The 14,645-nt window shown below is 73.4% G+C and carries 8 protein-coding genes and 1 pseudogene; 6 read left to right on the forward strand and 3 right to left on the reverse strand.

Annotated elements, in window-relative coordinates:
- The first annotated feature begins 31 nt into the window (after window positions 1-31).
- Together ABGA99_RS16765 and ddaH are read left to right on the forward strand one after the other, a co-directional pair.
- The gene (locus tag ABGA99_RS16765; RefSeq protein ID WP_347582913.1) at window positions 32-1,042 is read left to right on the forward strand and encodes a hypothetical protein; all 1,011 of its coding nucleotides are present in this window, start codon (window positions 32-34) and stop codon (window positions 1,040-1,042) included.
- Window positions 1,043-1,063: 21 nt separating this feature from the next.
- On the forward strand, window positions 1,064-1,840 hold the full coding sequence (gene ddaH, locus ABGA99_RS16770) for a dimethylargininase (RefSeq protein WP_347578732.1): 777 nt from the start codon (window positions 1,064-1,066) through the stop codon (window positions 1,838-1,840).
- Here ddaH and ABGA99_RS16775 read toward each other — a convergent pair.
- Window positions 1,770-2,993: an MFS transporter gene (locus tag ABGA99_RS16775; protein ID WP_347582914.1), complete on the reverse strand. Its 1,224-nt coding sequence runs from the start codon at window positions 2,991-2,993 to the stop codon at window positions 1,770-1,772. The two genes, ddaH and ABGA99_RS16775, sit on opposite strands and share 71 nt — an antisense overlap.
- Before the next feature lie 71 nt (window positions 2,994-3,064).
- Here ABGA99_RS16775 and ABGA99_RS16780 point away from each other — a divergent pair, with 71 nt between their 5' ends.
- Window positions 3,065-4,075: a helix-turn-helix domain-containing protein gene (locus ABGA99_RS16780; protein ID WP_347578730.1), complete on the forward strand. Its 1,011-nt coding sequence runs from the start codon at window positions 3,065-3,067 to the stop codon at window positions 4,073-4,075.
- A 36-nt stretch (window positions 4,076-4,111) separates the two neighbouring features.
- Here ABGA99_RS16780 and ABGA99_RS16785 read toward each other — a convergent pair whose 3' ends face one another.
- On the reverse strand, window positions 4,112-7,411 hold the full coding sequence (locus ABGA99_RS16785) for a BTAD domain-containing putative transcriptional regulator (RefSeq protein ID WP_347578729.1): 3,300 nt from the start codon (window positions 7,409-7,411) through the stop codon (window positions 4,112-4,114).
- Between the two features lie 448 nt (window positions 7,412-7,859).
- Between ABGA99_RS16785 and ABGA99_RS16790 the strand changes: the two genes are divergently transcribed.
- The 3 genes and pseudogenes from ABGA99_RS16790 to ABGA99_RS16800 all read left to right on the forward strand — a co-directional run bounded on the left by ABGA99_RS16790 (window position 7,860) and on the right by ABGA99_RS16800 (window position 12,098).
- On the forward strand, window positions 7,860-8,582 hold the full coding sequence (locus ABGA99_RS16790) for a hypothetical protein (RefSeq protein WP_347582915.1): 723 nt from the start codon (window positions 7,860-7,862) through the stop codon (window positions 8,580-8,582).
- The gene (locus ABGA99_RS16795) at window positions 8,546-8,935 is read left to right on the forward strand and encodes a LuxR C-terminal-related transcriptional regulator (RefSeq protein ID WP_347582916.1); all 390 of its coding nucleotides are present in this window, start codon (window positions 8,546-8,548) and stop codon (window positions 8,933-8,935) included. The genes ABGA99_RS16790 and ABGA99_RS16795 overlap by 37 nt, the downstream gene beginning before the upstream one ends.
- A 224-nt stretch (window positions 8,936-9,159) precedes the next feature.
- Window positions 9,160-12,098: pseudogene (locus tag ABGA99_RS16800) on the forward strand (S8 family serine peptidase).
- 96 nt (window positions 12,099-12,194) lie between these two features.
- Here the strand turns inward: ABGA99_RS16800 and ABGA99_RS16805 are convergent.
- The gene (locus ABGA99_RS16805) at window positions 12,195-14,564 is read right to left on the reverse strand and encodes an Ig domain-containing protein (protein ID WP_347582917.1); all 2,370 of its coding nucleotides are present in this window, start codon (window positions 14,562-14,564) and stop codon (window positions 12,195-12,197) included.
- Between the last annotated feature and the right edge of the window lie 81 nt (window positions 14,565-14,645).

Raw genomic sequence — 14,645 nt, forward strand, 5'->3', positions numbered from 1 at the left:
GCAGCGACGGGCCGACCGAGAGGAGCGAGCGATGAACACCGCAGCCAGGGCCGGACTCTTCGCAGGTGCGCTGGCCGTCGCGTTCGCCGGGGCGTACGGGGTCGGCAGCGCCGTGGGGCCCGTCACCGACGAGGACACCGCCCCGGCCCACGGGCACGCCGCGGACGAGGGCGCCGAGGAAGGCGCGAAGAAAGGGGCCGACGGCAACGGGGGCGGCCACGGCGAGGACGCCGGGCCCGCCGCCGGCGGGCTGCAGCTCTCCGAGTCCGGCTACACGCTCGACCTGGACACCGAGCGGATCGACGCCCGCAGCCCCGCCGAGCTGCGCTTCGCGGTACGGGGCGCGGACGGCGAGCCCGTGACCTCGTACGAGCGGGAGCACGGCAAGGAGCTGCACCTGATCGTCGCCTCCCGCGACCTCGGTACGTACCGCCACCTCCACCCCGTCCGCGACGCCGCGGGCACCTGGAGCACGCCCGTCGAGCTGCCCAAGGCCGGTGACTACCGCGTCTTCGCCGACTTCGTGCCCACCGGCGGCCCCGAGAACGGCCTGACCCTGGGCGGCGACCTCGCCGTCGCCGGCGACTACCGCCCGGCGGCCCTGGCCGAGCCGGAGCGGACCGCGACCGTCGACGGGTACGAGGTGACGCTCGACGGCGCGCTCACGCCCGGCTCCGCCCGCGAGGTCGAGTTCACCGTCGAGAAGGAAGGCAGGCCGGTCACCGACCTGCAGCCCTACCTCGGCGCGTACGGGCACCTCGTCGCGCTCCGCGCCGGCGACCTGGCGTACCTCCACGTCCACCCCAACGGCGAGCCCGGCGACGGCAGCACGCGGCCCGGCCCCGCGGTGGCCTTCTCCGCGACCGCGCCCAGCACCGGTTCGTACCGCCTGTTCCTCGACTTCAAGCACGACGGCGAAGTGCGCACCGCGGCCTTCACGGTCACCGCGGGCGGCGGCGCGGCCGAGAGGGGCGCGGAGAGTGGGCCGAGCAAGGAGGACGGCGGGCCGAGCGAGGAGGACGGCGGCGGTCACAGCCACTGACCGCCGTGGTAGACCTGCTGCATGCGCAGCAGGAAAGCTCTCGTACGCCGCCCCGGACCGCGTCTTGCCGAGGGCCTGGTCACGCACATCGACCGCACACCGGTCGACGCGGACCGGGCCCTCGCCCAGTGGCGGTCCTACGTCGCCGCCCTCGAACTGCACGGCTGGGAGACCGCCGAGGTCGAGCCCGCCGACGACTGCCCGGACGCGGTCTTCGTCGAGGACACCGTGGTGATGTACAAGAACGTCGCCCTCGTCACCCGCCCCGGCGCGGACTCCCGCAAGCCGGAGACCCCCGGCGTGGAGGCCGCCGTGAGCCTCATGCGCTGCTCCGTGAACCGCGTCCACGCGCCCGGCACGCTCGACGGCGGCGACGTGCTCAAGGTCGGCGACACCCTCTACGTGGGCCTCGGCGGGCGCACCAACACCGACGGCATCCGGCAGCTCCGTGCCTGCTTCGAACCGCTCGGCGCCCGCGTCGTCACCGTCCCGGTCACCAAGGTGCTGCACCTGAAGTCCGGCATCACCGCCCTGCCCGACGGCACCTTCGCCACCCACCCGGGGCTGATCGACACACCGGAGCTCTTCCCGGGCCGCATCGAGGTGCCGGAGGCCGCCGGGGCGCACGTCATCCTGCTGGGCGGCGGCACGCTGCTGATGGCGGCGAGCGCGCCGCGGACGGCCGCGCTCTACGAGGAACTGGGCTACACGCCGGTGCCGGTGGACATCAGCGAGTTCGAGAAGCTCGAAGGCTCGGTGACCTGCCTGTCGGTACGCATGCGCGGCCTGTACGCCTGACACCGCGGCCCGGCTCGCGCTCCGGCCGTGCCGCCGTCGCCAGGAGCGCGACCAGCGCCGTGGCGAGAAACGCGGCGCGCAGCCCGCGCGCGTCCGCCAGCGCGCCCAGTACCGCGGGGGCGGAGATCGTGCCCAGCGCGACGCATGCGAGCGTCGCGCTGAACCCGGTGGCCGGCGCCTCGGGGAAGACCCGGTAGCTCCACACCGCGGGCAGCGCTGAGACGGCGAGCGGCCCGTACAGCACCGCCGAGGCGACGACTGCGGGGGCCGCGTCCGGGGCCAGTCCCAGCAGTGCCACGGCGACGGCGAGGCCGCCGAACATCGCCGTGTGCATCCGCCGTAGCCCGAACCGGCCGACGGCGTGCCCTGTCAGCGCCGCCGCCGTGCCGGCGACGCCGATCAGCGTCCAGAACAGCGCCGTCGTCACCCGTTCCGCATCGCCGGAGCCGAAGGCACCGCCGCTCTCCACCGCTGCCACGGCGTACGTCCAGTAGCCGGCGCCCACGAAGCCGTACGCCGTCGCCGTCGCGTACAGCGGCACCGCCTTCCGGCGCACGAACCATCGCGGCCCGACCGCCCCGCGCGCCGTCGCCGGGCGGTGTGCGCCGCGTGGCAGCACCCGGGCGTTGTACGCCGTCGTGGCCAGCGCCACCGCGGCGAACAGCAGCCACACCGGCCGCCAGCCGCTGCCGTACGCCAGCAGCGCCAGCGGCCCCGCGACGGTCACGCCGAAGGCCGTGCCCGCGTCGATCAACCCCAGTGCCCGTGCCCGCCGCGGCCGCGGCACCAGCCTGTCCACCACGTCCGAGTACGGCGCCCACGCCCAGCCTGAACTGGTCCCCGCCAGCACCAGCCCCGCCGTCAGCGCAACGGGCCCCCGCGCCAGCGCCACCAACGTCATGCCCGCGGTCGCCGCCGCCCCGCCGGCCACGACCAGCGGTCGCGGCCCGACGCGCGCCACGAGTGCGCCGACGAGCAGCAGCGCCAGCAGGTAGCCGCCGTAGCTCGCGCTGCCGATCAGCCCCATCTGCGCCATCGACAGGCCGAACTCGTGCCGCAGTTCGGGCTCGAAGAGCCCGTAGCCGTAACGGGCGAGGCCGAAGGTGACGGCGATGGTCGCGGTGCCCGCGAGGATCACTCTGTTCGACGCCATGCCCACCAGGCTCCGACCTGCGATCCCGCGGAACCATTGGCGTAAACGCCAGGTTCCCCTATATTTGCGCCATGAGCGCTGTCACGACCCCGGTCCGTGTCGTCGTCACCCTCCTCCACGAGACCTCGCTCTTCGAGATGGCCATCCCCTGCGCCGTCTTCGCGGGCGAGGGCTACGACCTGACGCTCGCAGGCACCGCCCCCGGCGGCTCCCAGCGCGCGGCCGGGGGACTCGTGCTCACCGCCGAGCGCGGGCTCGACGCCCTCGCGGAGGCCGACCTCGTCGTCGTACCCGCGTGCATCATGGAGCCCGCCTACGAGCCGCCGACCGCGCTCCTCGACGCGCTGCGCGCCGCGCACGCCCGCGGCGCGCGGATCGCCTCGCTGTGCTCAGGTGCGTTTGTCCTCGCCGCCGCCGGGCTGCTGGACGGACGCACCGCCGCCACCCACTGGATGTACGCCGAAGAGCTGCGCCGCAGCCACCCGCGCGTCCGCGTCGACGCCCAGGCGCTGTACGTCGACGACGGCGACGTGCTCACCAGCGCCGGCACCGCCGCGGCCATCGACCTGTGTCTGCACATCGTCCGCCGCGACTACGGCACCGCCGCCGCGGCCGCCGTGGGCCGCCGTCTCGTCGTCGCCCCGCACCGCGAGGGCGACCAGGCGCAGTACGTACCGGCGGCGGCCCGCCCGGCCCCACCGCAGCGCACCGACGGGCTCGCGCCCGTGCTCGACTGGGCGCTGGCCCGGCTGCACGAGCCGCTGGCCGTCGGCCAGTTGGCCGACCGCGCGGGCATGAGCCTGCGCACGTTCGGCCGCCGCTTCGCCGACGAGGTCGGCACCACCCCGCTGAAGTGGCTCAACGCCCAGCGGCTGGCCCGCGCCCGCGAGCTGCTGGAGACCACCGACCTCCCGGTGGACGCGGTCGCGGAGCGCAGCGGCTTCAGCATGGGTGACAGCCTGCGGCAGCACTTCCAGCGAGGGCTGGGCACGTCACCGTCGGCGTACCGGAGGGTGTTCCGGGGGCGAGGTCCGGGGCACGGCGAGGGTTCCGGGGGCGTGGCGCGGCGAGCGGGGCGGTGAACACCCGGCGGGCGCCGCGCCACCCCGCCCACCGCGTCAGCGGCTCTCCGCCGCGACGCGCAGCGGGTCGCGCGGGGTGCGGACGGCGGGGGGCAGGTCCGGGGGCGGGGTGAGGTGGCCGCCGAGGCGGCGGCCTGCCGCGACGGGTGCGCGGAGGGCCGCGGGCAGGCCGACTGACGCGCGTAGAGCCGAGGCCTGACGACGTACCCGGGCGGCCGCCACCTCACCCCCCGCGCCGCCCGCCGCCGCGTGCGCGGCGGCGAGCACGTCGAGCGTGCGCGACGTCCAGTACGGGGTGTCGAGGTGGCGCCAGATCGACAGCGCCTGCCGCGCCGTCGCCTTGGCCTCCGCCGGCCGGTGCGCGTGCAGCAGCAGGTCCGCCTGCGCGCGCAGCGTCAGCGCCTCGCCGAACCGCTCGCCGAACCTCCGGTAAGCCGCCAGGCTCTCGTCGAGCATCCGCTCCCCCCGCGCCGGCTCCCCGGCCACGTCCGTCAGATGCCCGAGCCACTGCAGCGCGTGCACCTCGCCCACCCGGTCGCCGCTCTCCACCGCCAGCTCACAGCTCCGCAGCATCCGCGCTGCCGCGGCGTGCACGCGGCCGACGGCGAGGTCCGCGAGGCCGAGGTTGCGCTCGGCGGCCGCCTCGCCGTGCCGGTAGCCGTCCTGCTGCGCGAGGGCCAGCGCCCGGTCGAACTCGCGCCGGGCGGCGCCCGGTTCGCCGCACTCCAGATGGACGGTGCCGAGGCCGCAGCGCGCGTACGCCTCGGACCGTACGTTGCCGCCCGCCCTGGCCCGCTCGATGCCGCGCCGCAGACAGGCGGCGGCCTGCGCGTACTGGCCGCGCAGCCGCAGCAGCACGCCCAGGCCCGCCGCCGCGGCGGACTCGGCGGGGTGCTGGCCGGCGGCGCCCGGACGGCCGTCGCGGGCCGGGTCGCGGGGGCGGTCGCCGGCCTTCGTGCGGGCGACCGCGCGCGGGCGGTCCAGGGCCGCGAACTCCTTCAGCGACCGCTTGAACGCCACCACCGCCTCGCCGTAGTGGTCCTGTACGGTCTCCAGCTCGCCCAGGTTGCGGTGCAGGACGGCGACGCCGAGCCGGTCGCCGGCCGCGGTCGCCGCCGCCAGCGCCGTACGGTGCGTCTCGCGCCAGTCGTCGAAGTGCGCGGACGACTCGAAGAACGCCGCCAGCGCCGCCGCCAGCCGCCAGGCGGTCCCCGCCTCGCCGGCGTCGGCCGCCTGGCGGACGAGGGCGCGCAGCGTGGTCCGTTCGGCCTCCAGCCAGGCCAGCGGCTCCGCCGCGACCCGGGCCGCTTCGGCAGCCGGAGGGCTGTGGCCGGGTGCCGGCACCTTGACGCGACCGGAGAAGCCGGAGGACAGGGCGTCGTCGGCGCGGCGGGCGAGGTCGAGGTAGGCGGTGTGGACGCGGCCGAGTGCGGCCGCGCGTTCGGCGGGCGGCTCCTGGGCGTGGGCACGCTCGCGGGCGTAGAGGCGCAGGAGGTCGTGAAGGCGGTAGCGCGGTTCCGCGGCGGGGTCGGGGGCGTGGACCTCGACGAGGTGGTTGTCGACGAGTGCGTCGAGGGACCGCTCGGCACGGGCCGCCGGATCGGCCGGGAGCCGGCCGCCGCGCGCCATGTCGCCTCCGGCCGCACCGTCCGGCGCGTCGCCGAGGAGCGCCGCCACCACCCAGCCGGGCACCGTCGGCACGTCCAGCAGGCCCAGGAGCCGGAACGCCCGCTGCGCCTCCGGGTCGAGCGCCGCGTAGCCCAGCGTGACGCTGGCCCGTACCTCCAGGTCGCCCGCGACCAGTTCGTCCAGCCGCCGCCGTTCGTCGGCCAGCGCGTCCGCCAGCCGCGGCAGCGACAGGTGCCGCCGGGTCGCCAGCCGGGCGCCCGCGATGCGCAGCGCGAGCGGCAGGTTGCCGCACTGCGCCGCGATCCGCGCGGCGACCGCGGGGTCGCGGCGGGTACGGTCGTCGCCGGCCGCCCGCGCCAGCAGCTCCAGCGCCTCCGCGTCGCTGAGCAGGCCCAACTCCACGCGCAGCGCGCCTTCGAGGCCGGCGAGGACGGCGCGGCTGGTGACGAGCACGGCGCTGTCGCCGGTGCCGGGCAGCAGGGGGCGGATCTGCCGCTCGCTGCCGGCGTTGTCGAGGACGACGAGCACCCGGCGGTCGGCGAGTTCCGCGCGGTAGCGCCGGGCCCGCTCCTCCAGGCTCTCGGGGATGCCGGCGCCGGTCATGCCGAGGGTCTTGAGCAGGGAGGCCAGGACGTCGCCGGTGTCGGCCGGGTGCCCCGCCGCGGTCCGCAGGTCGGCGTGCAACTGGCCGTCGGGGAAGGCGTCGCGGAGCAGATGCGCGGCATGCACGGCGAACGTGGACTTGCCGGCGCCCGCGACGCCGGCGACGAGGACCGTGCGCGGCGCGGGGTGACGCGCGTCGACCTGCCACGCGTCGAAGCCGGGTCCGTCGCGGTCCGCCGCCCCCTCCGGCCGTCCCAGCCACCGCAGCACCTGCACCAACTGCTCCCGCCGTCCCACGAAGTCCGGGATACGCGCCGGAAGCTGGCAGTACGCCGGCCGCTCCGCGGCCTCGTGTCGCGGCGCCGGCTCGGGACCGCCCGCCAGCACCGCCGCGTGCACCTCCTGCAACTGCGCCCCCGGCTCCACGCCCAGCTCGTCCGCCAGCACCCGGCGGGCCCGCGCGTACGTGCGCAGCGCGTCCGAGCGCCGCCCCGCGCGGTGCAGCGCCAGCATCAGCCGGCCCCACAGCGGCTCCCGCAGCGGGTGCTGCGCGAGCAGCGCGCCCAGCTCCGCGGCCAGTTCCGGGTGCCGGCCCGCGGCCAGCTTCGCGTCGGCCAGGTCCTCCCAGGCCGTCAGCCGGAACTCCTCCAGACGCGCGGCCTCGGCCCGTACGGCATCGGTGGCCGGTACGTCCGCGAACGCCGGGCCGCGCCACAGCCCCAGCGCCTCCGTCAGCGTCTCCACGGCCGCCGCCGGGCGCCGGTCGGCCAGCTCCGCGCGCCCGGCGGCGGCCAGGGTCGCGAAGCGGGCGGCGTCGGTGCCGTCGGGCTCGACGGCCAGCTCGTAGCCCCCGGGGCGGGTGTGTAACGTCTCCGGGTCGCCGCCCAGGGCGCGGCGCAGCCGGTGCACGTAGACCTGGAGGGACTTGGCGGCGGAGTCCGGTACGTCGTCGCCCCACAGCTCGGCGATGAGCGCGTCGGCGGGGACGAACCGGCCCGCGTTGATGAGCAGATGGGCGAGCAGGGCACGTTGCTTCGCGGCGTTCAGTGTGATCCACCGCGCGCCGTTGCAGACGTCGAGCCTGCCGAGGACCCGATAGCGCATCACACCGTCCCCTGGTCACGGTCGTCGTGAGCTGCTTCGGCGTCACCCTCCTTCTACTGGGCGGTACATGTCAAGGTCGCGTGGTCGCGCAGGAGAGGCAACCGTCTTGAGCTGCGATGTGAACCCTTGATCGGAAGTACGGGCGCCAGGGACTTCTGAGGGACATGTCGCCGGGCGCCGTCGGACAGCCACCCGTCCATCGCCGAGAGTCCCCGTCGGCCCGCGTCCGGCATGAAGTGAGTACGAGAGTCCGGCGGCGTGTGGAAGGCCGTGGATCCGGCGTGCAACCGGAGGATGGAGCCGCGCCGCGCAACGGGGCGAATCCGCGGCGGTCCGGTGGGAAGCGCTCTGTCACTCGCGAGCGCCACCTTCCGCCCGCCGCTACTGTGGCACCGCCTCGACGGCGGGATAGAGCTCGGGTGTACGAATCTGCCCCGAGGAGGAGCGGATGCTGCGGGCGCTGGGACTGGGGCCGGCCGCGGAGGCCGTCTATATGGCGCTGATGGCCCAGCCGATGGCCCGCCCGCACGATCTCGCCCGGCAGACCGGAATTGCGGCGGCCGAGGTCGCACGTGTTCCAGCGGACCTGGAGAAGCGAGGACTGGTATCGGTCGCCGACTGGCTCGACGGAGATGAATCCGGCCCGGCCGGGCGGTCGGACCGGGCCCTGTCGGTACGCTATCGGCTCGCTCCCCCCTCCGTGGCCCTGGCCCCGTTCCTGGTCGAGCAGCGCAATGCGCTGCATCAGGCCGAGAGCGCGTTCTCGATGCTCATCGAGCAGTACCGGAATACGGCCGTGAACTCCGCGGGCGGCGTCGTGGAGGTGGTCGTCGGTGTGGAGCAGGTGGCTCACCGGTTCCATCAACTGCAGTTCGGCGCCCAGCGGGAGTTGCTCGTATTCCTTGTCGGCGCGCCCGTCGCGGTGCCGCGCGAGGACGCCGATCTGGCGGAGAGTTCCGCGCTGGATCGCGGTGTCGACTTCCGGGTCGTAGCGGCCGGGGACTATCTGGACGGTCCCGGCGTGGTGAGGGATGTACGGGGAGCCATCAAGTCCGGCCTCGAACTGCGTCTGGCCGATTCGCTGCCGCTGAAAATGGTCGTCTCGGACCGGCAACGCGCCATGGATCGCTGGACATGGCGGATTCCGATGCGGAACCGAGCGCCATCGTGATTCACCGCAGCGGCCTGCTGACGGCGCTCGTCCATCTCTTCGAGGGGGAATGGGACCGGGCCCGGCCGGTGCTCCACACCCCCTCGGGTGTACACGCGAAGCCGGCCGTGGAGGAGCAACCGACCGGAGGGGAACTCGACGTCCTCGCCCTGCTGCTGGCGGGATTCTCCGACCGGCGGGTGGCCTCCCAACTCGGCCTGTCCATCCGCACGGTGGAACGGCGAACACGCCGTCTGATGGATCTGGCCGGAGCGGATTCACGCCTGCAACTCGGCTGGCACGCCGCCCGCGCCGGCTGGCTGTGTCTTCGTCACTCGGAGGGGGCGGCGAGTCCGCATCCGACGGGTAGCTGATCACCGTACAAGGGCGGCCACCGGCTCGACGGCGGTGCCGGACGGACGGCCCGTGCACCTGCCGGACCGAAGCCTCAACGCGCCGACGCGGCACCTGAGATGGCCACGGTGACGGGGACCCGTCACGGGGGAAACCCGCCATGCGCGGCACCCCCACGCGTTCCGCTCATCTGCCAGGCTGCAGCCCCGACATGGCATGTTCAGCGCGTCGAGTGGGGAGATTCATGCGCCCCACAATCCGCATAGCCCTGGGTGTGGCCACCGCCGCCGTCCTGGGCGTCACCGCGATCACGCCATCCGGAGCGGCCGATACGCGGCCCGATGGGACCTCGGGGGAGAGACCCGTCGTTGGCAGCGGAACCGCGGCAAAGGACGGCAGTCAGACGACGGTGACGCTCGTCACCGGTGACAGGGTGCTGGTGACCACGGACCCCTCGGGTCGCAAGTCGGCGGCGGTGCTGCCCCGCGAGGACGGTACGCAGCCGATGGCCCAGACCTACCAGGCGGGCAAGGACCTCTACGTCTACCCGGAGAACGCTTCGCAGGCCATCGCCGAGGGCCGGGTCGACGAGCGGCTGTTCAACGTCACCGGGCTCATCCGCGACGGATACGACGACAAGAGCAGCGCCACCCTGCCCCTCATCGCCACCTACCGGGACAGCGTGAACGTCGCCGACAGCACACCCGCAGCACCCCGCGGGGCCAAGAGGAGCTTGAGCCTCCCGTCGGTGAACGGCGTGGCGCTCACGGCACGCAAGGACAGCGCCGCTGCCTTCTGGGAGGACCTCGACGACCCCGGCTCACGTGCCGGTGCCACGGTGGCCAAGCTATGGCTGGACGGCAAGGTCGAAGCCACCCTGGACCGGTCCACCGCGCAGGCGAACGCGCCCCGGGCCTGGGAGGCCGGCTACGGCGGCACGGGCACCAAGGTGGCGGTGCTGGACACGGGCGTGGACGCCGGGCATCCCGACCTGTCGGACCGGATCGTCGCGTCCGAGAACTTCACGGTCTCCGCGTCCACCGACGACCGGGTGGGCCACGGCACCCACACCGCGTCCACGGTCGGCGGCTCCGGAGCGGCCGGCGATGGCAGCAAGAAGGGCGTGGCCCCCGGCACGTCCCTGGCCATCGGCAAGGTCCTCAACGACCGGGGCTACGGCCTGGACTCGTGGATCATCGCGGGCATGGAGTGGGCCGTCGGCGAGCAGGCCGACGTTGTGTCCATGAGCCTGGGCAACCCCACGATCGGCGACTGCACCGACCCGGTGGCCGAGGCCACGAAGCGGCTCTCGCAGAACACCGACACCTTGTTCGTCGTTGCCGCCGGCAACACCGGCCCGAACAGCGAAACGGTCTCCTCGCCCGGCTGCGTACCCGACGTGCTGACCGTCGGCGCCGTCGACCGCGACGACACCACGGCGTGGTTCTCCAGCCGCGGCCCTGTGGCCGCCACCCACACCCTCAAGCCCGAGATCGCCGCACCCGGCGTCGACATCTCTGCGGCCAGCGCGGGTGGCCGCGGCGTCTACGCGTACCGGACGATGTCCGGCACCTCCATGGCCACCCCGCACGTCGCGGGCGCCGCGGCCATCGTCCGCCAGGCCCACCCGGACTGGACCGCACGGCAGATCAAGGCCGCCCTGGTCGCCTCGGCCCGTACCGGCGGCAAGGTCGCCGGCGCCGAGCAGACCGGCGGCGGGGTGCTCGACGTGGCCGGCGCGGTGGGCCAGAAGGTGCTGTCCGCGCCCGCCGTCCAGGCCGGGAGCTACCACTGGCCCCAGGACGCCTCGGACCGCACCACCGTGCAGGTGCCCTTCACCAACACCGCGACCGCGATCTCACCCTGAATCTGAAGCTCAGCGGCGTGCACGGCAACGACGGCAGCGACATCCGCTCCGGCATCGCCAAACTGAAGGACGGCAAGGTGCGGGTTCCCGCGGGGGCCACCGTCGAGGTGCCGTTGGAGATCGATCCCTCCGCCCGGCTGACGGACGCTCAGTACGGTGGGATCACCGGACGGATCACGGCAACCGGCGAGGACGTGCGGGTCTCCGTGCCCGTCACGCTCTACGTCGAGCCGGAGACGGTCACCCTCCGGGTGAAGGCCGTCGACCGCAACGGCAAGCCCGCGGCGGGCACCTCCTCCCTGGACCTGGTCAGCCTCGACATCAACAAGGGCGAGCGCCGGGCCAACTCGGGTGCGACCGACCAGACGTACCGCGTGCGCCCCGGCGACTACTCCCTGAGCAGCTTCGTGGATTCCCGCGACGCGGGCCCCTCCGGCAGCGGCGGCGATTACGTCGCCGTAAGCCTGTTCGGCCAGGTCACCGTGCCCGGCACCCGCACCGCCTACTACACCGCCGACGACGACGCCTGGTACCACGGCGCGATGACCAGCTTCCCGTTTGCCGCGTTCATGGGCGACCAGGAGCGTACCTACCGGGCCGGACAGCGCGGGGCCGAGGAGTGGTACGGCGGCCCCCTGCGGCCGGCCGCGGCACGCGACACGGACGGCGAAGTGATGCTGGCCGCCGAGCGGCAGGGCGACCTGATCGGCTTCCAGACCGCTCTCTGGCTCGACGGTTCCGGCGACCACTGGTCCCCGGGCGGCTCGTTCGGCGACCTGGGCAACCTGGTGCTGAAGCGCAACGGCGAGCAGATCGCCACCAGCGCATGGCCGTACGACGTGTTCAGGGTGCCGGAGGAGGACTCCGCGTACGAACTCACCCAGAACCTCGAGAAGATCCCGTCCTCGGACCGGGCCTGGCTGCGCTCCACGGCCGTCACCACCACATGGAGCTTCCGCTCCCACCGCGAGCCGGACGTGTACTCGCGCGGCCTGCCGATCCTCTTCCCGGCGTACGACATACCCGTGGACGGCATGAACACCCTGCCCGCGAAGGGCGACATCAGGGTCGGCCTGTCGGTCGAGGGCCACGCCGGATACACCCCGGGCGCGATCGAGGAGGCCACGCTGTCCTACTCCTACGACGACGGCACCACCTGGACCGCAGCCCTCGCCGAGCAACGGGACGGCCAGTGGACGGCCGTCCTTGACCACACCGGCGCCTCGGCGGCGGAGGTCACGCTGAAGGCCACGTTCACCGACACCATCGGCAACGCGGTCACCCAGACCATCAAGCGCGCCTACGACGTGCGATAGTCACACCCCGGAGCCGGGCGGGTCCTCCAGAGGGCGACCCGCCCGGCTCTTTCGATCCGTGCGAGCACCACCCGCACGCCAGGCCGCGGACCTACGTCACCTTGTGGTCCGCACCCGGTACGTGATCCGGGCGTCTGCCACGCTGCCGCCGTTGCGGGCGGTGATGGTGAACCTGCTGGTGCCCGTACTTTCCGGAACGCCGGTGATGCCGCCGGTGTCCTCGTTGAGGGTGAGCCCTCGCGGGAGGCTGCCGGAGGTGACCTCGTAGCGGAGGGTCTGCGGGGTACGCGAGGTCACCTTGAACGCGTACAGCCGGCCGATTCGGGCATCCGGCGGTTCCGGGGTGGTGAAGCCGGGCGTCGACGCCTTCACCGGCTGCGGCTCGCCGATCGGCGCACCGGCGGAGTCCCTCTCCTGCAGCGACCACTCCTCGTCCCGCGTGACCTCGGTCAGATGCCAGTACTTGGCCGGGTCGCCCAGCTCCTCCCTCTGCGCCGGGGTGAAGGCACCGCAGATGCGTGCGGCGTCCCAGATCCTGATGGCTTCGAGCAGCGCGGTGGTGTGGGAGCCGGAGGTGAGGCTGCCCACGCTGGTCTCGAAGTTGATGCCGGCGTTGAGTGACGCGGCGCGCGCCATGGTGACTTCGATCTTCTGCAGGCTGTCGTTCCCGGAGAGCCCTTGCTGGCCCATCATTCCGGGCATGTAGTTGGCACGGTAGAACGTGTTGCTCCGCTGGATCTGCGCGTAGTCCGTGATGCCGATCTCACCCCAACTGGCCCGCGACTGGGCGTCCCAGGTGTTGGACGACAGGTTGCTGCACTCGGTGAGGAAGTCCTTGGAGTCGAGTTGCCGGTAGACGCCGTTGACCAGACGCGCGAAGCCGTAGCCGCCCCAGCCGGTGTAGCCCGCTGCCTCCAGCCCGTCGTAGGACGTGGCGAGGACGCCGGTGTCGTTGTACGCGGTGGCCAGCCGGGTCGCGATCTCGTCGATGATCGGCAGCCCGCCGATCGCGCCGCCGTAGCCGTTCTGGATGAGCCGGGCGGCCTCGGTGCCCGCCGGGTAGGACTGCGCGGCCGATCCCCACTGCGCCCGCTTCAGGCCGCTGACCTCCCACTCCGTGGTGCCGACCGGCGAGACGGCGTCGTAGGTGAGGAACTCGTCCCCGATCCGCAGCCTCTTGCCGTCCACACCGGGCGCCAGTGGGCGGTCGCCGTCCCCGTACAGCGAGGTGTCGGACTGGCCGAGCGGACGGGTCAGCCTGAAGCTCCCGCCCACGGCCAGCCGTGCATCGGCCGGCGGGGTGACGTAGGGGTCGCCGGTATCGATGAAGTTGGAGAGTGTGTGCACACCGACCTCGATGCCCTCATGGGCCGCCGTGGCCACCAACTGGGCTGCCGCCGCATCCGATCCCCCGAACGAGCTGTTGAACTCGTAGTGCCCGTGCGACTTCCACGGGCCGTTGCCGGAGATCGCGTAGATGTTCCTGACACCGGCCTGCTGGGCGAACCGGCTGGCGGCGGTCACGTTGCCGGTGTTGAGATCATGGACCCAGAAATGGGACTGCGAGGTCCGTTGCGCGGCCTTCTGCCACTGGCCGTCGATGGTGGGATAGGCCAGGTCGTGTGCCCTGGCGATGTGGCTGAGTACGGTCAGGGCGAGGTCCGGGGCGGTGCCGAAGAGGGCGATCTTCGACCCGGCGATCCGGCCCTCCGGCGCCGGTAGCGGGCCGAGCGGGATCTCGTACCCGGTGGTGCGCTGCCGGACACGCGGCCGGCTGTAGTCGTAGCTGGTGGCGCGCAGGACGCTGCCCCAGCGGGTCTTGGCCGCGACGTTGCTCGCCAGCCACTCGTCCTTCTCACCGGTCTGCAGGCCGTACGGGTTCCAGAGGAGATCGTCGCCGTACCCGTAGGCCAGATGCTCGTTGGGCCACCCGCCCACCGTCTTGTCGTTGAGCGGACGCAGCCCCAGGACGACTTCCCCGTTCGCAACGACGCCCGCGGTCTCACCGATCGTCTCGCCGATCACGGTAGGCAGCGGACCCCACAGCAGCGTCTGCACATCCACGCCCGGAGCGGCTGTCAGCCCGACGACCTCCAGGGTCGCGTGGGTCGGGAAACCGGCGACCTTCACGCGGATGGTCACCTTCTCTCCGGTGAACTCCAGGATCTGCCGGTCGTTCGAGGCGAACCGTACCCTGCGGGGAACCTCATGGCCGCCGTCCGCCACCACACTGACCAGCGGTACCGGGGATCCGCCCGCCAGATAGTCGGTGCCGTTGCGCAGGTCCACCAGGCTGTCGACGCGACCGGAGTCGTTCAGACCGACCGCGAGGAAGCCTGCGGTGATCGCCAGCGGCCGGGACGCCCCTGCCTCGGCCGTCTGCTCCGCGCGCGCGGGGGCGATGGTGACTCCCATCGCCGTGATCGATGTCAGGCCACCGGCAACCAGGAAGCGACGTCTGTCCATGTTTCCTCCTCAGTGGAGCGAACCTCGGCGAAACGCACGGTTAGCGGGCATCCGCCGCTGGCCGGCGCCGCCCATAGTTCA

The organism is Streptomyces sp. B5E4, assembly GCF_039871555.1.
GTDB lineage: Bacteria > Actinomycetota > Actinomycetes > Streptomycetales > Streptomycetaceae > Streptomyces.